The organism is Devosia oryziradicis, assembly GCF_016698645.1.
Taxonomy (GTDB): Bacteria; Pseudomonadota; Alphaproteobacteria; order Rhizobiales; family Devosiaceae; genus Devosia; species Devosia oryziradicis.
Map to the genome: position 1 here is coordinate 26,376 of NZ_CP068047.1, position 17,830 is coordinate 44,205.

The following is a 17,830-nucleotide window of genomic DNA, read 5'->3' on the forward strand; positions in this document are numbered from 1 at the left end:
GTCAGCTCTCCGGCTTTGCGGTGGAGACGGCGATGGCTTCGGCCTTCTGTTCGGGCGAAAGCAGCATGAAGGCGCGCTCCAGCGAAGGACGGAACAGACCCTCCATGGCGCCGGTGAACAGGATCACCAGCGCCTGGATGACCACGATCATTTCCTTGGTCACCGCCGGCATGACGAATTGCAGCTCCTGGCCGCCCTGGTAGAGCGCGCCGAACAACAAGGCCGCCAGCAGGATGCCGATGGGATGGTTGCGGCCCATCAGGGCCACGGCGATACCCACGAAGCCGGCGCCGGCGACGAAATCGAGCACCAGGCGGTTCTGCGTGCCCATGACTTCGTTGATCGCCACCATGCCGGCCAATGCACCCGAAATGGTCATGGTGATCATGATCATCTTGGAGTTGGAAATGCCGGCATAGCGCGAGGCGGTCGGATTGGCGCCCAGCACGCGCATGGCATAGCCGAACTTGGTGTGCCAGATCAGGATGTAGCAACCGATCAGCGCTGCGACGGCGAGTACGATGGAGAGGTTGACCGGCGAATAGCCGAAGAAGGAGAGGAACTGGCGCAACTGCGGCACGCGGCCGGCCACGTCGAGCGTTTCCGATTCCGGCGCCATGGTCGAGGCAGGCTTGAGGACGCGATTGACCATGTAGACCATCAGCGCCGAGGCGATGAAGTTGAACATGATGGTGGTGATCACCACGTGGCTGCCGCGCTTGGCCTGCAGGTAACCGGGAATGAAGGCCCAGAAGCCACCGACGGCAGCCGAGGCGAGCACGGCCAGCGGCATGGCCAGCAGCCAGTGCGTCTGGTCGAGCGCCAAGGCCACCACGATGGCGCCCAGGCCGGCCACATAGGCCTGGCCATCGCCACCGATATTGAACAGCCCCGCATGGGCCGCGACGGCCACGGCAAGGCCGGTGAAGATGAAATTGGTGGCGTAATATAGCGTGTAGCCGAGGCCATCGCCATAGCCGAAGGCGCCGTAGATGATGACCTGCACGGCCTGGAACGGATTCTCGCCGATCATCAGCACGACGAGGCCCGAAACCAGGAAGGCCATCAACAGGTTGATGGCGGGCAGCAGGGCGACATCGGCCCAGCGCGGTATAGGTCTGCGGGCGCTCATGGAAGGGGTCCCTGTTCGGCAATGCCCAGGCCGCGCGGCGCGGTCTTGCCAATGCCGGCCATCATCAGGCCGAGTTCACCCTCGGTGGCGGTGGCGGGATCGGCCTCGCCCACGATGACGCCGTCGAACATGACGAGGATGCGATCGGCCAGCGAACGGATTTCGTCCAGTTCGACGGAAACGAGCAGGATGGCCTTGCCCTCGTCGCGCATCTTGATGATTTCGTTATGGATGAATTCGATGGCGCCGATATCGACGCCGCGGGTCGGCTGGCCGACGAGCAGCACGTCGGGGTCCTGCTCCATCTCGCGCGCCAGCACGATCTTCTGCTGGTTGCCGCCCGAGAACAGCGAGGACTTGAGATTGATATTGGCTGGACGCACGTCGAACAGCTTGATCTGGTCGGCGGCGGCCTTCTTGGCCGCGCCAATATCGAGCATGAAGCCGGAGCCATAGGCGGGGCGGTCGTGATAGCCCAGAATGGCGTTTTCCCATTCCTGGAAGGTGGTCACCAACCCCATGCGCTGGCGGTCTTCCGGCACGTGGGCAAGGCCGGCGGCGCGGGCCCGGGCCGCGCCATCATCGCCGCGCAGCGACAATGGGTTGCCGTTGAGCGCCACGGTGCCCAGCAGCTGGTCGCGCATGCCCGATATACATTCGAGCAGCTCGGTCTGGCCGTTGCCGGACACACCGGCAATACCGACGATCTCACCGGCGCGGACGGAAAAACTCACATTCTTGACGCGCGGCACGCCCATGTCGTCCTTGACGACGAGGTCCTGCACTTCGAGCAGCGTCTTGCCCGGATTGGCCGGACCCTTTTCCACGCGAAGCAGGACACGGCGGCCGACCATCAGTTCGGCAATGGCTTCGGGATTGGTTTCGGACGTCTTGAGTGTCGCTACCATCTCGCCCTGGCGCATCACCGAGACGCTGTCGGTAATGGCCATGATCTCGCGCAGCTTGTGGGTGATCAGGATCACCGTCTTGCCCTGCGCGCGCAAGGTTTCGAGCACGCGGAACAGATCGTCGGCTTCCTTCGGCGTCAGCACGCCCGTCGGTTCATCCAGGATCAGCGTTTCGGCGCCGCGATAGAGCGCCTTGAGGATTTCCACGCGCTGCTGCTGGCCGACCGAGATATCCTCGATGATGGCATCCGGATCGACCTCGAGGTCGTATTCCTGCTCGAGCCGGTCGAGCTCCTGGCGGGCGCGGGTGAGGCTCGGCTTGAGCAGGCCGGAATCCTCGGCGCCGAGCACGACGTTTTCGAGGACGCTGAAATTATCGACCAGCATGAAATGCTGGTGCACCATGCCGATGCCGAGCGCCAGGGCGTGGCGGCTGTCGGTAATGGCATGCTGGGTGCCGTTGACGCGGATAATGCCGCTATCGGCGGTGTAGAACCCATAGAGGATGGACATCAGGGTCGATTTGCCCGCGCCGTTCTCCCCCACGATGCCGTGGATGGTGCCGCGCGCGATCTTGAGGTCGATGTCCTTGTTGGCGTGAACCGCGCCAAACCGCTTGTTGATCTTTTCAAGCTCGATCGCCCAGCCGAAGGCTGGTGCGGAAGCAGCGGCCGTGTCCGGCCGCTGCGGGTTCATGTGATCACGATCCCTCATCAAGCGCTGCTTAGAGGGGGCAGGTCGAGTCGGTGGTGTAGTCGTGAACTTCGATTTCGCCGGCGATGATCTTGGCCTTCAGGTCGTCGAGGGCAGCGATATCTTCGGCCGTAACCAGGTCCTTGTTGTTGTCGTCGACGGCATAGCCGACGCCGTCATTATCAAGGCCAAGGATGGTGATGCCGGGCTTGAAGGTGGCGTCGTCGCCAGCTTCGGTCAGCGCGGTCTGCACGGCAACGTCGACGCGCTTCAGCATCGAGGTCAGCACCGAACCGGGCTGCAGGTAGTTCTGGTTGCTGTCCACGCCGATCGAGTACTTGCCGGCATCCTTCATGGCCTGCAGCACGCCCAGGCCCGAGCCGCCGGCGGCGGCGAAGATCACGTCGGCGCCGGCATCGACGGCCGCCTTGGCCAGTTCGCCAGCGGTGACCGGGTCGTTCCAGGCGGCCGGGGTGGTGCCGGTGTAGTTTTCGATCAGCTTGACGTCAGGGTTGACGGCCTTGGCGCCCTGGGCGTAGCCGCAATAGAACTTGTGGATGATCGGCACGTCCATGCCGCCCACGAAGCCGACGGTGCCGGTTTCAGACTTCATCGCGGCCAGAGCGCCAACGAGGAACGAGCCGGTATGCTCGTCGAACAGGATCGATTGAACATTGGGTGCATCGACGACGGTATCGATCACGACGAAGTTGGTATCGGGAAATTCGGGCGCGACGGCAGTGAGCGCGGCGGTCCAGGAGAAGCCGGCCATCACGATCGGGTTGGCACCTTGGCCAGCGAAGCGGCGCAGGGCCTGCTCGCGCTGCGCGTCGTTCTGCAATTCGAGGTCGATATAGGTGCCGCCGCTGGCGGCCTTCCAGGCTTCGGCGCCGTTATAGGCGGCTTCGTTGAACGACTTGTCGAACTTGCCACCCAGGTCATAGATGATGGCCGGGTCGGCGAAGGCCGCACCGGTGAGGATCGCGCTCAGCGCGACGCCGCCAGCAATGGCCTTGGTGATGGTTGAGAATTTCATTGAGTTCGTCTCCCTGTCTCGCACATGAGCGCTGGCGTCGGGCTCCAGCGGACAATCTCCGTGCGCTAGCGGTCGATACAATCGTGCAAACGTGCCGCCTGCAAGAGGGAATCGCGGAAATTTTTCCGGTTGGTCAAATTTTGGGCGGCACTGCCTACGAGGCAATCAGGCCGCGCGGCTTACCAGCTGGAGACCAGGGCGGCAAAGAGCGCGCCGAGATCGGCATCGGCATAGAGCACGGCCAGAATAGCACCGGAGGCAATGGCGAACAGGGCAATGGTATCTCGGGTGCGAGCGGACATCTGGCATTTGCTTCAAAGTTGACGGATGCCCGTTCATAACGCACCAGGCGGGCCCCGATTGTGATGCTTTGAGGGCAAAAGCGGGCATGGTTAGGGAAAGGTTAAGGCTTGGGGCAGCGCCCTATGCCACCGGCAGCGGCGTGACTTGGGCACCCATGGCGTCGCCGAAGCGCTCGAAGAAGCCGTCGATCACCTTGTGCGCGGAATTGCCGATGATGGCCTTGCCCAGCTTCATGATCTGGCCCGAAGCGCCGCCCTTGGCGGTGAAAACCAGCAAGGTATCGTCATCGAGATCCGACAGCACGATATCGGCCGATCCCTCGGCGAGACCGAGCAGGCCGCCCCTGCCCTTGCCGGACAGGGTATATCTCTCCGCCGGCACCATGTCGGACAGCGCAAGGTCACCCTTGAACACCGGATGGACCACGCCCAGGTTCACCTTGATCTCGAGGTCAAGCGCAGCGGGGCCGGACCATTCGATGCGATGGCAACCCGGAATGGCGGCCTTGAGCACGGAGGTGTCGTTGAGCGCCGCCCAAACCGCAGTGCGGGGCGCGGCGACGCGGTAGCGGCCACCAAAATCCATCAGCAGCACCCCCCGTTGCCAGCGGTCGTGGTCGCCGCAATGCCGCCTTGATGCGCCGTGAAATAAGGGCTGGCCATGGGTGCTGCTCCCGCTCTTTACGTGCGGCTTTTTCGCACCAATATGGTCTAAATAGTCGCGTCGGCCCGGCCTTGCAATTGTCAGGGGGGCAGCCAGCGGCAATCTATAGCGCGCAAAGCGCTGTCCCATCGGATGGGCGTCGGAGTACGGGGAGCGAAACATGGCCGATCAAGTCACCACTACAACGGAAAGCCAGGTAGCGCCGGTGGCGGTTATTGCCGAAAAGCCGCTGCAGTACCTGGACAAGGCCGTCAATGCGATCCGCGATCTTGGCGTGTGGCCCGAACAGCAGGGCGAGCAACCGATTACGGGCCTCCTCAGCCAGATCACCGAATTGGACGAAACCCGGGTCATCCTGATCGGCCGCACCCTCAGCCAGGCCAGCGCCTTCAACGAGGTGGTGCGTGAGCAGATCGCCGCCATGAAGATCGGCGAGCGCTACGAGGAAATCACCAAGGGCTTCGATTCCATCCGCGACGATGCCAAGGGCATGGTCGACCAGTTGGCCGACAACAAGCTCGACCTGATGGAGCGCGCCTCCAATGTGTGGATGAAGGTGTCGCGCGGCGATATCGCCACCCGCTTCAACAAGATTCGCGACACCTATCTGTCCGTCACCCAGGACACCAAGGACCAGATCGATCGCGAACACACGATCCTGGAAGCCTATCGCGATTTCCGCGGTGCGCTAAAGCAGGCCGAGGTGATGGCGCTCGAAGTGCTCGCCACCGCCGAAAAGCGCCTCGAGGAAAAGAAGAACATCCTCCAGGCCGCATCCACCGCCGTAGCCGGTTATGCCGGCAGCGTTCCGGCGGACCGGGCGCGCCTCGAAATGGATCGCGACGAAAAGCTGCGCGAAATGCAGAACGAGGAGAAGCGCTACCAGATCGCCAAGGACCTCTCGGACAATCTGACCATCTCCTACAACACGTCCGAAGTGGTGATGGCGCGCCTGATGCAGACGACCAATGCCAAGGAACGTGTCTACCAGCAGTCGATCTCGTTCTTTTCGACCAATGAAACGGTGCTGACGGCGCTGTCGGCCTCGTTCACGGGCATGTTTGGCCTGCATGAATCGACCGAGACGCTGAACGCCATGAAGGAGGGGATGAGCAAGAGCCTCGAGACCCTCAGTGAGATCGGCGACAAGGTGCAGGAAGAGGCCGTCAAGGCCGGCTATGGCCCGACCGTTCGGGCCGATGCGGTCAAGAAGCTGGTCGATTCGGTGGTCAACTTCCAGGAGAAGAGCCGCACCATCATCAACGAGATGCGCATCGCCTCGACCAAGAACTCGGCCGAAATCCGCGATGCCGTCGAAGACGGCAAGCGCCGCCTTGCAGCCCTGGCTGCCGATGGCAATGCGCTGCTGCTCGAAACCCGGAAATAAGGGAATATCACGCCACCAATGAGTGATGTGACGGCGAAACCCGCTACACCCCTGGATGAAGTCATGCTGGCGATGGACGTGGTCGACACCCTCCGTCACCGGCAGGATCTGGCCGTCCGTGAACTGGGCACCGAGGCCAAGGAACGCCAGCTGATCGACAAGCTGCGCGACATCTATCATCAGCAGGGCATCGAAGTGCCCGACCATATCCTCAAGGAGGGTGTGGCGGCGCTGGAGGAAAGCCGTTTCGTCTATGACCCGCCCGCACCGGGCCTGGGCACGACGCTGGCGCGGCTCTATGTGGGCCGCAAGAGCTGGGGCAAGCCGGTCGGTGCCGCCCTGCTGGCGCTCGTGGTGTTGGGGGTCGGCTATTTCGGGGCCTGGCAGCCCTATCAGAACGGCGTGGCAGAAGCGGCGCGGATTGAACTCAGCCAGGGTCTGCCGGCGCAGATGGATGCGCTTTACCAGACCATTTTCGAAGAGACCAAGGTGCAGCAGGCCGTGGTCAATGCCGAAGCACTGCGCACGCGCGGCAAGACCTTTGCCGCCGAGGGCAATCGCGCCGGGGCCGAGAAGGCCGTGGCGGAGCTGACGGCGCTGCGCGACCAGTTGCGGCAGGAATATACGCTACGCGTCGTCAACCGGTCCGATGTGAAGTCGGGCTTCTGGACCATTCCTGAAGTGAATACCGACGCCACGAACTACTATATCGTCGTCGAGGCGCTTGATGCAGACGGCAGTGTGCTGAGCCTGCCGATTCTCAATGAAGAGAATGGCGAAACCGAAACCGTCAATATCTGGGGCGTCCGCGTGCCCGAAGCCGTCTATGACCGCGTTGCCGCCGACAAGCGTGACGATGGCATCATCCAGGCCAACGAAGTCGGCCGCAAGTCGGACGGTTTCCTCGAGGTCGAATACAACATGCCCGTGCTCGGCGGCGCGGTGACCCGGTGGTAAAGTCATGAGCATCCGCGGGCCCGAAGCCCTGGCCAGCCTCGACGAGGCCATGCGCGATATCCGTCGCGAAGAAGAAGACATCACCAAGCGACTCGCCCGTTCGGCCGAAAAGGTCGGCAAGATCAAGGAGACCGAGGCCGAGCTGTTCCGGCAGCTGGCGCAATTGCGGCTCGATCCGGCGGTGCAGGGCGAACTGGATGGGCGCATTTCGGCTGCGGAAGCCAAAGCCCGCGACATGCTCAAGATGCATGCCAAGGATCTCGGCAAGGCCGAACAGGATATTGCCGAGCTCGATGCGGCTTTGGCCCGGCTCACGGCCGAGCGTACCGAGGCACTGCGCGTCTTCGAAGGTCACCAGACCGAGCTCAAGGCCCTGGCTGCCCGCCTGGGTGCCACCATCGCCAAGGAACCGGGCTTTGCCGCCAAGCGCAGCCAGGCCAGCGAGCTGGCCGCGGTCGCGGCGCAGTCCATGCGCAAGACCGAGCAGGCCGAAGCGGATCGCGAAGAGAAGGGCAAGCCTTATCGCGACGATCCGCTGTTTATGTATCTATGGGAAGCCGGTTACGGTACCGCGAGCTATCGCGCCAACAACTTCATCCGCTATCTGGATGGCCTGGTCGCCAACCTGGTCGGTTTCCAAAAGGCACGGCCCAACTTTGCCATGCTGAACGAGATTCCGCTGCGGCTGCGCGAACATGCCGAGCGGCAGATCGAGAATGCCAAGGCGGCGGAAGCCGAGCTCGATGCGCTCGAAACGGCAGCGATCGACAATGCCGGCGGCAAGCCGATGCGCGACGCCATGGAAGCTGCGCAGCAAAAGATCGACGCCTTCGACGCCGAGATCGTCGCCATCGAGGACAGGCGCGATGAGACGGCCAAGGCGCTGACCACCCTGTCGCAGGGTGGCAACCCGGCCTTCGAGGGCGCGCTGACCGAGCTGGCCACAGCGTTGGGACGCGAGGATATCCAGACCCTGCTGGCCGAGGCCCGGCGGACCCGCACCGGCCAGGACGATACGATCGTGGCGCAGATCGACGATGCGCGCGCCCGCGCCAAGGAAGAGGAAGGCGAGACGCGCGAGCTCAACGAGCGCCTCAAGACGCTGGCCGCGCGACGGCGCGAGCTCGAAGACATCCAATGGGAATTCAAGAAGCAGCGGTTCGATGATCCGCGCTCGACCTTCCGCGAGGACAAGCTGGTGGGCGACCTGCTCAACGATTTCCTGCGCGGCGGCATATCGGCAGCATCATACTGGGATCAGTGGCAGCGCAGCCAGAACTGGAGCGCCGGCACCAGCGACTGGGGTGGCGGCGTTGGCCTGCCAAACAATGGCCGTCGTTCCAGTTCGCCCTGGCCCGACAATGGCGGCAGCACCTTCAACTGGCCCGATTCCAGCTTCGGCGGCGGCAGCGGCAAGTCCAAGCCGCGGGGCAATTCCGGCGGCTTCGGCGGCGGGTGGGGCGGCGGCTCAAGCAGCGGCGGCGGCTTCTCCCGCCCGCGCACCGGCAGCCAGGGCACGCGCAAACATTCCGGCTTCAAGACCGGCGGCGGGTTTTAGCCCTACACTACCGCGCATCTAGGCGGCCGATCAGTTCGCCGCTGGCTGGGCCATCAGTTCCCAGACATTGCCTTCGCTGTCCTCGAAATAGGCCGAATAGCCCCATTCGGACTGGGTTCCTTCAGTGATGACGGCGCCGCCGGCGGCAAGAACCCGGTGCAGGATGTCGTCGACCTCGGCCGGGCTCGACGCCTGGTGGCTCAGGACGAATCCGGGCGTGCCGGCTACCGCGACATCCTTGCCCGCCGTCTGGGCGATCTGGTCGCGCGGAAAGAGCACGAAGGAGAAATCGTTGGGAAAGAAGAAGGCCACGTGGTCCTCCCCTGCCCCGATCTGTTCGTCCTCGATCTCGAACAGCGTGCGATAGAAGGCAAAAGCGCGCTCCAGGTCGTCCACGCCAATGGTGATGATGGATATCGACGGCTTCACGGCGTGGCTCCTTTTTTTGCGCAGCCTAGCACGAAGTGCGATGCCGTCACCCCCTCCCAGCCTCCCCCATCAAGGGGAGGTGCCGCCCTGCGGATCAGGCTCAGTCATGCCCACGAGTGGCGGGAAACCTCCCCTTGATGGGGGAGGTAGGAGGGGGTGCTTCACAAGCGCCGATAGCCGCTATCACCACTTCCCGAGCAGGTTGCGTAGTTTGCCCAGGGCGCTGGCCTGGTCTTCGCGATAGGCGATGGTGCCCTGGAACGCGCCCGAGGCATCGAGCAGGAATACCGATGCGGTGTGGTCCATGGTATAGTCGCCGCCCTCGAGCGGAACGCGCTTGTAATAGACGCCCCAGGCCTTGGCGATCTTGTCGATCTCCTCGGACGTGCCGGTAATGCCGGTGATGCGGTCGCTGACCCAGCTCACATAGTCGCCCAGCATGGCCGGCGTATCGCGCTCGGGGTCGATGCTGACGAAATAGGCGCGGAGTTCCTTGCCCTCGTCGCCGAGGGCCTCGAACCAGGCTGCCATCTCGGCCATGGTGGTCGGGCAGACCTCGGGGCAATGGGTGAAGCCGAAGAACAGCGCCGATGGGTGGCCGGCGAATACGGTCTCGTCGACCGGATTGCCGTGGTGATCGACGAGGTCGAAGTCGGCCACCCCAAAGCTGCCGGCCGCCGGCTGCTGGCGCAGCAGCAGGGCACCGGCGCCAGCCGTCAGCGCCAGGGCCGCCACCGCCACCCAGAGCCAGGTCCTGATGGTACGGAGGGCCATCAGTGCGCATGCCCCATGGCGGTCGGTGCATCGGCGGCGGCCGCCTCGACGGGCAGCAGCACTTCCACCGAGCCGGCCTTTTCGAAGGTCAGCGTGACGGGCACTGTCTCGCCTTCGACAAAGGGCTGCTTGAGGCCTATGAACATGATGTGGAAGCCGCCGGGCGCCAGCACCACGGTTTCGCCGGCCGGAATTTCCAGGCCATCGGGCAGCTCGCGCATCTTCATGACCTCGCCCTCCATGGCCATTTCATGAATCTGCGTATCGCCGGCAACGGCGGAGGTGGCCGAGACGAGGCGATCGGCCTCCGGGCCTTCGTTTTCGATGGTGAGGAAGCCGCCGCCCACCGGAGCATTGGGCAGGGTGGCGCGGGTAAACGGCAGCGAGATGTTGATGGCACCCAGGTGGGTAACGCCGTCATGGGCGAAGGCGGGGGTGACGACAAGAAGGGTGGCCGCGATGGCGGCGCGAAGCAGGCGGATCATGAGGATATTCCGGTTCGGTGAAAAGGTCTGGTCGGCCCGAAGGCCATGCAACTCAGACCGAAACCGGAGGGGCACGGGGACCGGCGGGCGGCGCAGTGGCTCGCGGCCCGGACATGGCCAGGGCCGCCGGGCGCGGCGCGGCAAGGGCGACATCGTGGCGAACCGGCTGGATATCGAGTACGGGCAGCGCGAATTCGGCCTTGCCGACGCCGGTCGCCGGACATTTGGCGATAGCGGCGTCGCTATCCGGTTTGTCCACGCCGTCAGCCGTGCACAGCACCCAGCTGGCCTGGGTCGTGGTGTAGCCAAGCTCCTCGAACGCCAGCTGGCTGGCGCGGGCCTGGTGCAATGGCGACAGCACGGTCAGCAGATAGATGGCGAGCACGGCCAAGGCCGTACCGATCTCCCTGCCAATGCGTCGCGTGGTGCTCATAGGCTAGTCATAGGCCGCCGCGCTCCGTCGCGGAAGGGATGAAGTGTCGCAACACCCCTCCGTCAGGTCGAGGGCATGTAGGTTTCGTTGCAAAGCGCAATGAAGCTCTTCATCGCCGCCGACAGGGGCGAGGTCTTGCGGCGGGCAACCAGCAACTGGCGCAGCGCCCATGGCTCATCCACCGGGGCGCAGACGAGGTCGGTGCCGGCCAGCAGATGCAGGCTCGTCGAGCGCAGGAAGCCGATGCCGAAGCCGGCTTCCACCATGCGGACCAGCGCCGGAAAGCTCTCGACACGCAGGTTCTCGACCAGCGGCTTGCCCGCCTTGCGTGCCGCCTCGCCGAGCAGGCGGTCGAGCGAGCCGGCCTGGTGGATGCCGACGATGGCGTGATTGAGCACGGTATCGAAGGCGATGCCCTTGCGTGGCTCGATCTGCCCGGCGAGCGGATGGTCGGGTGGCGCCAGCACCCAGACGCGATCGTCCTCGAAGGGTTTGATCTCGAAGCGGGTGAAGTCGTAATGGTCCGAAACGATGGCGATGTCGGCCCGGCCCTCGTCGATGGCCAGCAGCGCCTTGGCGGCGCCCATTTCCTGGATGTCGAGCGCGATGCCGGCATGCTTGGCGGCATAGCGGGCCAGCAGCTCCGGCAGGCGGCCGGTCAGTGCCGAGCTGGTACAGGCCAGCCGCAAACTGCCACGCAGGCCGCTGCCGAAATCGGCCATCACGGCATCGAGGTCGGCGATGGCGCGCAGCACCGTGCGGCAGCCTTGGGCATAGGCTTCACCGGCTGTCGTCAGCTTGACGCCATGGGCGGAGCGGTCGAACAGCACCACGCCGAGCCGGCTTTCCAGATCGGAAACACGGCGGCTGACGGCCGAGGAGGCGATGCCTTCGCGCTCGGCAGCGCGGCCGATGGCGCCGGTTTCGGCCAGCAAAAGAATGAGCCGCGCCGTAACGCTGTCGAATGGTGCCATGTCGTCTCCCTGGATTGGCACCATACCCATCGGCGTCAGATCAGCAAGGTCAGGCCGCGGACGAGATAGAAAATCCCGATCGCGGTGACGATCCAGCGCGTCCAGGCGCGGAAATTGGCGTCAGTCAGCCGCTGCAGGATCCAGTGTCCCGCGCTGGTGCCGGCGATGGCAAAGGGGGCGGCCACGGCGATGGCGGCCCATTCGAATGGCGCGAGCACCGTGGCGGCGTTCCAATAGAACACCACCTTGGCCGCGTGCGAGATCACCTGCGTGGCGGCCTTGGTGGCAATGACCTTGCGCCGGTCCATAGTGGTGCGGATGAAGAAGATATCGACCGTTGGCCCGGAAACCCCAACCGCCAGGTTGAGCCCGCCGCCGAGCACGCCACAGATAAAGGCATGGTGCGGCTTGCTGGCATCGAGGGCCAGCCAGGATTGCGGGATCCAGACCAGGATGGGTAAGAGGCCAATGGCGATGCATACGGTCGCCAGGTCCGGCGTATAACGGATGATGAACAAGGCGACGCCTGCAACCAGCAGGCCAAGGCAAATCGTGCCCAGGATCCTCCAGTCGATGAAGGCGCGGGAAAAGAATGCCCGCGAGCCGTTGGCGATGATCTGGATGGCGCCCTGCACGGCGATGGCCGTCCCTACCGGCAGGATGGCGAGCAGGATACCCAGCAGCACCAGCCCGCCGGCCATGCCGAACACGCCTGATAGCGTGGAGGTAAAGAACACCGCCACCAGCAGGGCAGCGGCAATTGGAAGGCTCATGGCTTGCTCCGTCGTTGGCCCACTTGTGCGCGCGCGCACCTGTTTGGGCTAGGACGGATTGGGCAAGGCGGGGTGCCGAACGCGCCCGCGGCTACCGGGCCAGGCTGGGGAAGTAATCCTTGGCGGTCGGCGCCAGCAGCTCGGGAATGTCAGCCAGCGGCACCGTCACGAGGTCGTCCGTGCAGGCGAAGTTGACATGGGGCAGGCCAACCAGGCTGAAGATGGCGGTATCGCCGGGGCCAAAGCGCACGCCCAGATTGGTGGTGATGAGCTCCTCGACACCGCAGTCGGCCGCATAGTCTGGGTCCTGCGGCTGGTAGTTGGCCAACACGTAATCGATAAGGGGCTGGCCCGGCGTCCAATAGTATTGTTCCGGCGCCGCCAGTGCCGCGACGGGATCGACGGTCGCATGGTAGTCGTCGATCTTGCTGGTGGCGGTCCAGTCCTTGAATATGCGGACCAGCGGCAGGTCCTCGCCGGTCTTCACATCGATGATATAGCTGTCGGAGTGGTTGTTGGGGTGGGCACCGCCGCACCAGGTGCTGCCGCTTTCCATCCAACCCATGACCGTGGGCGACAGATAGCCGACTGCAATATTCTCGCCGTCATAATCGCCCAGCGAGCCGCCTTCCATGCTGACGTCGTAGCCGGAATAGGTGAGGCCGGCATAGGCATTGTTGAGGCAGGAGAGCGCGGCGACATTGATGATGCCGTGACGCTCGGCGAGGGCCCGATTGGCCGCGTCGGGCGAGCTGCCATCGGCCAGGGCGACGATGCGGGGAAACTCGAAGATCGTCCGCGGGTCGCTGACGAAGCGGAAGCTCGACCCGTCGAGTTCCTGGATATCGCCTTCGGTGAGGGCGACGTCCATCTTGGCGAATTCATAGGGTGCGGTCGCCGCGGACAAGCCGCCGTAATTGGCCCAGATCTGCATGAAGACACTGTCGGCCAGGCCCATGGGCGTGATCTCGGTCCCCTCAGGAAGCGACCGGCGACCGATCTCTACCAGGTTCACGTCGAGCGTCTTGCCCGGCTTGCCCTCGGGCGCCCAGGTGCCGCTGAGCGTCTTGCCATCGGCGGAAAAGTTCAGCGTCCAGTGCCCACCAATGGGCGGGTCGGTGATCATGCCATCGTCACCGATGATGCAGGTCGCTTCGCTGCAGGGCGCCTCCTCGGCAAATTCGAAGCTCTCGATGCCATCGAGATTATGCAGCGGGATATCGCCGCCCACGGCCATGTAGCTATAGCGTCCCTGCACCATGCCAACCGCGGGATCGGTCAGCTCGACCAGGATGTCGCTGCGCCCCAGGGTACCCCTATAGGTGACGGCGTCGAAGGCGAGGACGGGCGTGGTGGATAGCAGGACGGCAGCTAAAATGGTCAGGCGCATGGAGTTTCTCCGCTCTTGCGCCTCCTCTAGCATGCCCAGCTGAACGCGTTCTGAACGATGGCCGGCGAGGACCAACCAAGGAGCCGCCTTCGCCCCTCAGGTGCTCGCCGCCTTGGCATTGGCCTGTGCCACCAGCTCGTCGGGGATGTCGTCGAAGCTGGCATAGTTCATGTTGTAGAGCTTGGCATAGAGGCCGTGCTTTTCCATGAGCTGGTCATGGTTGCCGGTCTCGATCAGTTCGCCATTCTGCAGCACGATGATGCGGTCGGCACCGCGGATGGTGGCGAGGCGATGGGCAATGACCATGCCGGTGCGCCCCTCGAGCAGCGTCAGCAGCGCCTTCTGGATCTGGCGTTCGGTGTAGGAGTCGATGTTGGCGGTGGCTTCGTCGAGCACCAGGATCTTGGCGTCGGCGACCAGCGCCCGGGCAAAGCTCAAGAGCTGCCTTTGGCCCAGCGACAGGTTGGAGCCGCGTTGTTCCAGCATGCCGTCATAGCCGCCGGGCAGGCGCGTGATGAAATCATGCGCACCCACGGCCTTGGCGGCGGCGATGACATCCTCACGCGTCGCCGAAGCCTTGTTGTAGCGGATGTTGTCAAACACCGACCCGGTGAACAGGAACGGCTCCTGCAGCACCATGGCGACCTGCTCGCCCAGCGACTGCTGGGTGACGTCGCGCACATCATGGCCGCCCACCAGTACGGCGCCGGACTGCACTTCGTAGAAGCGGTGGACCAGCGACATGGCCGAGGTCTTGCCCGAACCGGTAGGCCCAACCAGCGCGACGGTTTCGCCCGGATTGACCTTGAAGCTGACATTCTTGAGCACTGGCCTGTCGGCGCTGTAGCCAAAGACCACATTGCGAAACTCGACCGAGCCATCCATGTCGCGCGTCAGTTCGATGGCACCGGGCTTGTCGGTAATGGAGGCCGGGATATCGAGCACCTCGGTGATGCGGCGGCCCGAGGTCATGGCGCGCTGCATGATGGAATACTGCATGGTCAGCGAGCGGATCGGATCAAAGAAGCGCTGGATATAAAACAGGAAGGCGACGATGACGCCGATCTCGAGCCCGCCGTTGAGCACCAGCGAACCGCCCACCACCACGACGATGGCCATGGCGATGCCCGTGAGGCTGTCGACGATGGGCACCATGACCTGGGCATAGCGCGAGCCGGTGAGCTGGGTCAGCAGATTGTTGTAGGCCTTGTCGTCATAGAGGTCGAAATTGACCTTCTGGCGATCAAGGTTCTGCACGGTGCGGACGCCGTTGATGCCCTCGGCCATGGCGCCTGCCGTGATCGAATTGGTTTCATGCGCCGCCCAGAAGGCACGCTTGGCCGGTGGCAGCCAGAAGATGCGCACGATGAACAGGATCGGCATTGTAGACAGAGTCAAAAGGCCCAGCCGGAAGTCGAGCGACAGCAGCACCACGACGATGCCGATCAGCAGCACCATGTCGCCCACCGAAATCACCGAGGTTTCGAGGAATTCCTGCATGGAATTGACGTCACCTTGCAGGCGGCTCATCAGCCGGCCCACTTCGGTCTTGTCCATGAAGCTCAGCGACACGCGCTGCAGCTGGGCGAACATGGCTCGCCGCATGTCGAACAGCACATTTTCGGCGACCTGGCCGACCTGGCTTTCCTGGATCCAGGAGGCGGCGTAGTTGACCGTGACCACCAGGGCAAAGGCGATCACCGACCAGGTCAGGTTGGTGGCGTTGCCGCCCGCTGTCATGCCGCTGTCGATGGCCCGCCCGATGATCAAGGGAATGGCGAGCTGTGTGGCGGTGAAGACCAGCACGGCTGCTACCGACAGGTAGATCTTGAGGCGATAGGGTCGCACGAAGGCCCAGATGCGGCGTACCGTCTTGGGGTCATAGGCCTTGCCGAAGATTTCCTCTTCGATGCGATGGCTGCCGACGCTGGCGCGCGGCGGCCGTTGGCCGGGGTAGCTGGCCGTGTCGCGTTCGTCTTCTTCGATGGCGCTCATTGGGCGGCGCTCCCGATTTCGAAGTCTTCGGCAGGACGGGTCTGCAGGTCATAGAGCGCGCGGTAGCGTCCACCCAGAGCCAGCAGCGCCTCGTGGCTTCCCTGCTCGACGATCCGGCCGTCTTCGAGGAACAGGATCGTGTCGGCATGCAGCAGCGAGCTCAGCCGATGGCTGATGACCAGGGTTACCCGGTCGCTGGCATAGCGCTTGATGGCGCTGCGGATGCGGTGTTCGGTGCCCGCGTCGATGGCGGCGGTGGAGTCGTCGAACACCATCACGGCCGGTCGCAGCACTAGGCTGCGGGCGATCGACAGGCGCTGGCGCTGGCCGCCGGACAGCGACACGCCACGCTCGCCCACCACCGTGCCGTAGGTCGCCGGCAGGCCCATGATGTAGTTGTGCAGTTGCGCGCTCTCGGCGGCCTTCTCGATCTTGGTTTCCTTGGCCCAGGGATTGCCGTAGGCGATGTTGTTCTCGATGGTCGTGGTGAAGAGGAACGAGTCCTGCTGCACCACGGCGACGGCGCGCCGCAGAGATTGCAGCGACACCTGGCTCACATCCTGCCCGTCGATGGTGATCCTGCCGCCGCTGACATCGTAGAAGCGCGGAATGAGGTGCGCGAGGGTCGACTTGCCACTGCCTGGCGCCCCGACAATGCCGATGGTCTGGCCGGCCCGCGCCTCGAAGGTGATGCCGTTGAGCGTCGGGTGGGTGGCGCCCTCATAGGTGAAGCGGACGTCCTCGAAGCGAAGCGTCCCGTCGGTCACCTTGAGATCGGGCACACCGGGTGCGTCCTCTATGGCCAGCGGCTGGTCGAGAAAGCCATAGAAGCGCTGGCCGCAGGTGGAGGCACGGGCAAAGGAATTGACCATGAGGCCGAGCTGGCGAACCGGCATCTGCAGAATGGTCATGAAGGTGAGAAAGCTCGCCAGCGTGCCCACGCTCATCTCGCCCGCAATCACCTTGTTGCCGCCAACCCAGAGCACCAGGCCCATGGCGACGAAGAACGAGAAGGTCATGAAGCTGGTATTGCGCACGCGGATAAGGACGCGATCATGCGCCAGAGCCAATGCGTCGCGGGAAGCCGCATCGAACTTGGCCAGTTCGAAAACCTGGGCCGAAAAGGCCCGGACGACGCGGATGCCGCCCAGGTTCTCCTCCATCACCCGCGACAGGGCCGAGAGCTTTTCCTGCAGCGTAATCCAGGTGGCGCGCAGGGTGAGCTGGGCGACCGAAGAACGCCAGGCGACGAAAGGTACGAAACTGAGGGCCAGGAAGGCCAGCAGCACGTCGGTGCTGAATAACATGAAGGCGCCGACGCCGATCAGCACGCTCAGCAGCACCACGCGCACCATGCCGGTGGCGAAGAACATGCGTACGCCATCCAGATCGAGCAGGCCCACGGTGATCAGGTCGCCGGTATGAACCTTGTCATGGTAGGAATAGCTGAGGCGCTGCACCTTGTCGTAGAAAGCCAGGCGCAGCTCGTAGCCGACATGGTGGCCAACCGATTCCGAATAGTAATTCTGCAGCAGCGTAAAAAACCCACGCGCCACCGAGACACCCAGCAGCGTCATGGCGCTCCAGAACAGGGCCTGCTGGGCCGCCTCGGCACCGGTGCCCAAAATGCCCTGTGCCTGGTCGACCGCATGGCCGAGCAGGCGCGGGATCAGCAGTTGCAGAACCGATGCGATGATGGTCGCGCCGATCGCGGCGGCGGCCTGCCAGGGGTGGCGGAGGGAATAGAGCGCAATCCGCATCAGTGGCCCGCGGCCCTTGCCCGCGTGGGCGGCGGCCACATGAGCCCGTGCATCGCCGCGTGAATGGACGCGGCCAGCCTTGTCGGTGGTCAAGGAAGTATCCAGACTTCAATATAGGTGGGCCGGGCGGGGGCGGAGGAACCTTGGCCGAAGCCCGGACAAATCAACTCGCCCGAATAA

The 17,830-nt window shown here is 64.0% G+C and carries 17 protein-coding genes; 3 read left to right on the forward strand and 14 right to left on the reverse strand.

The window, feature by feature from the left end:
* Position 1: 1 nt before the first annotated feature.
* The 5 genes from JI749_RS00135 to JI749_RS00150 form a co-directional block, all read right to left on the reverse strand.
* Positions 2–1,132: an ABC transporter permease gene (locus JI749_RS00135; RefSeq protein ID WP_201656998.1), complete on the reverse strand. Its 1,131-nt coding sequence runs from the start codon at positions 1,130–1,132 to the stop codon at positions 2–4.
* Positions 1,129–2,736, reverse strand: a complete 1,608-nt coding sequence (locus JI749_RS00140) for an ABC transporter ATP-binding protein (protein ID WP_201662362.1) — start codon at positions 2,734–2,736, stop codon at positions 1,129–1,131. The genes JI749_RS00135 and JI749_RS00140 overlap by 4 nt, the downstream gene beginning before the upstream one ends.
* Before the next feature lie 28 nt (positions 2,737–2,764).
* The gene (locus JI749_RS00145; RefSeq protein ID WP_407644914.1) at positions 2,765–3,754 is read right to left on the reverse strand and encodes a BMP family lipoprotein; all 990 of its coding nucleotides are present in this window, start codon (positions 3,752–3,754) and stop codon (positions 2,765–2,767) included.
* Between the two features lie 194 nt (positions 3,755–3,948).
* Positions 3,949–4,071 (reverse strand): hypothetical protein, encoded by a 123-nt coding sequence (locus JI749_RS17490; protein ID WP_267911653.1) that lies wholly within the window; start codon positions 4,069–4,071, stop codon positions 3,949–3,951.
* A gap of 121 nt (positions 4,072–4,192) precedes the next feature.
* A complete protein-coding gene (locus JI749_RS00150) occupies positions 4,193–4,657 on the reverse strand; it encodes a CoxG family protein (protein ID WP_201657004.1) in 465 nt (154 codons plus the stop codon).
* A gap of 238 nt (positions 4,658–4,895) precedes the next feature.
* Here JI749_RS00150 and JI749_RS00155 point away from each other — a divergent pair, with 238 nt between their 5' ends.
* Genes JI749_RS00155 through JI749_RS00165 form a run of 3 tightly spaced genes read left to right on the forward strand, consistent with a single transcriptional unit; the run spans position 4,896 to position 8,637 of the window.
* Positions 4,896–6,122: a cell surface protein gene (locus JI749_RS00155; RefSeq protein WP_201657007.1), complete on the forward strand. Its 1,227-nt coding sequence runs from the start codon at positions 4,896–4,898 to the stop codon at positions 6,120–6,122.
* Positions 6,123–6,140: 18 nt separating this feature from the next.
* Positions 6,141–7,079, forward strand: coding sequence for a DUF6384 family protein (locus JI749_RS00160; protein WP_201657011.1), 939 nt, complete (start codon positions 6,141–6,143; stop codon positions 7,077–7,079).
* Positions 7,080–7,083: 4 nt separating this feature from the next.
* Positions 7,084–8,637 (forward strand): coiled-coil domain-containing protein, encoded by a 1,554-nt coding sequence (locus tag JI749_RS00165; RefSeq protein WP_201657014.1) that lies wholly within the window; start codon positions 7,084–7,086, stop codon positions 8,635–8,637.
* A gap of 30 nt (positions 8,638–8,667) precedes the next feature.
* Here the strand turns inward: JI749_RS00165 and JI749_RS00170 are convergent, their stop codons facing one another.
* The 9 genes from JI749_RS00170 to JI749_RS00210 all read right to left on the reverse strand — a co-directional run bounded on the left by JI749_RS00170 (position 8,668) and on the right by JI749_RS00210 (position 17,743).
* On the reverse strand, positions 8,668–9,066 hold the full coding sequence (locus JI749_RS00170; protein WP_201657017.1) for a VOC family protein: 399 nt from the start codon (positions 9,064–9,066) through the stop codon (positions 8,668–8,670).
* A gap of 183 nt (positions 9,067–9,249) precedes the next feature.
* Positions 9,250–9,840 carry an SCO family protein gene (locus JI749_RS00175; RefSeq protein WP_201657019.1) on the reverse strand — a complete coding sequence of 197 codons (591 nt, stop codon included), beginning with the start codon at positions 9,838–9,840 and terminating at the stop codon, positions 9,250–9,252.
* Positions 9,840–10,325 carry a copper chaperone PCu(A)C gene (locus tag JI749_RS00180; protein ID WP_201657022.1) on the reverse strand — a complete coding sequence of 162 codons (486 nt, stop codon included), beginning with the start codon at positions 10,323–10,325 and terminating at the stop codon, positions 9,840–9,842. Before JI749_RS00180 ends, JI749_RS00175 begins: the two co-directional genes overlap by 1 nt.
* Positions 10,326–10,377: 52 nt before the next feature.
* On the reverse strand, positions 10,378–10,758 hold the full coding sequence (locus JI749_RS00185) for a hypothetical protein (protein ID WP_201657024.1): 381 nt from the start codon (positions 10,756–10,758) through the stop codon (positions 10,378–10,380).
* Positions 10,759–10,820: 62 nt separating this feature from the next.
* Positions 10,821–11,732, reverse strand: a complete 912-nt coding sequence (locus JI749_RS00190) for a LysR family transcriptional regulator (RefSeq protein WP_201657026.1) — start codon at positions 11,730–11,732, stop codon at positions 10,821–10,823.
* A gap of 35 nt (positions 11,733–11,767) precedes the next feature.
* Entirely contained in the window at positions 11,768–12,505 is a 738-nt protein-coding gene (locus tag JI749_RS00195) for a TSUP family transporter (protein ID WP_201657028.1), read from the reverse strand.
* A 91-nt stretch (positions 12,506–12,596) separates the two neighbouring features.
* On the reverse strand, positions 12,597–13,895 hold the full coding sequence (locus JI749_RS00200; RefSeq protein ID WP_201657031.1) for a hypothetical protein: 1,299 nt from the start codon (positions 13,893–13,895) through the stop codon (positions 12,597–12,599).
* Positions 13,896–13,991: 96 nt separating this feature from the next.
* Positions 13,992–15,890 carry an ABC transporter ATP-binding protein gene (locus JI749_RS00205; protein WP_201657034.1) on the reverse strand — a complete coding sequence of 633 codons (1,899 nt, stop codon included), beginning with the start codon at positions 15,888–15,890 and terminating at the stop codon, positions 13,992–13,994.
* Complete coding sequence (locus JI749_RS00210) at positions 15,887–17,743, reverse strand: ABC transporter ATP-binding protein (RefSeq protein ID WP_233280809.1); 1,857 nt, start codon at positions 17,741–17,743, stop codon at positions 15,887–15,889. The genes JI749_RS00205 and JI749_RS00210 overlap by 4 nt, the downstream gene beginning before the upstream one ends.
* Between the last annotated feature and the right edge of the window lie 87 nt (positions 17,744–17,830).

Coding starts and splice junctions, on each gene's coding strand:
- JI749_RS00135 (WP_201656998.1), bottom strand. CDS start 1,132: ATGAGCGCCCGCAGACCTATACCGCGCTGGGCCGATGTCGCCCTGCTG.
- JI749_RS00140 (WP_201662362.1), bottom strand. CDS start 2,736: ATGAACCCGCAGCGGCCGGACACGGCCGCTGCTTCCGCACCAGCCTTC.
- JI749_RS17490 (WP_267911653.1), bottom strand. CDS start 4,071: ATGTCCGCTCGCACCCGAGATACCATTGCCCTGTTCGCCATTGCCTCC.
- JI749_RS00150 (WP_201657004.1), bottom strand. CDS start 4,657: ATGGATTTTGGTGGCCGCTACCGCGTCGCCGCGCCCCGCACTGCGGTT.
- JI749_RS00155 (WP_201657007.1), top strand. CDS start 4,896: ATGGCCGATCAAGTCACCACTACAACGGAAAGCCAGGTAGCGCCGGTG.
- JI749_RS00160 (WP_201657011.1), top strand. CDS start 6,141: ATGAGTGATGTGACGGCGAAACCCGCTACACCCCTGGATGAAGTCATG.
- JI749_RS00165 (WP_201657014.1), top strand. CDS start 7,084: ATGAGCATCCGCGGGCCCGAAGCCCTGGCCAGCCTCGACGAGGCCATG.
- JI749_RS00175 (WP_201657019.1), bottom strand. CDS start 9,840: ATGGCCCTCCGTACCATCAGGACCTGGCTCTGGGTGGCGGTGGCGGCC.
- JI749_RS00180 (WP_201657022.1), bottom strand. CDS start 10,325: ATGATCCGCCTGCTTCGCGCCGCCATCGCGGCCACCCTTCTTGTCGTC.
- JI749_RS00185 (WP_201657024.1), bottom strand. CDS start 10,758: ATGAGCACCACGCGACGCATTGGCAGGGAGATCGGTACGGCCTTGGCC.
- JI749_RS00190 (WP_201657026.1), bottom strand. CDS start 11,732: ATGGCACCATTCGACAGCGTTACGGCGCGGCTCATTCTTTTGCTGGCC.
- JI749_RS00195 (WP_201657028.1), bottom strand. CDS start 12,505: ATGAGCCTTCCAATTGCCGCTGCCCTGCTGGTGGCGGTGTTCTTTACC.
- JI749_RS00200 (WP_201657031.1), bottom strand. CDS start 13,895: ATGCGCCTGACCATTTTAGCTGCCGTCCTGCTATCCACCACGCCCGTC.
- JI749_RS00205 (WP_201657034.1), bottom strand. CDS start 15,890: ATGAGCGCCATCGAAGAAGACGAACGCGACACGGCCAGCTACCCCGGC.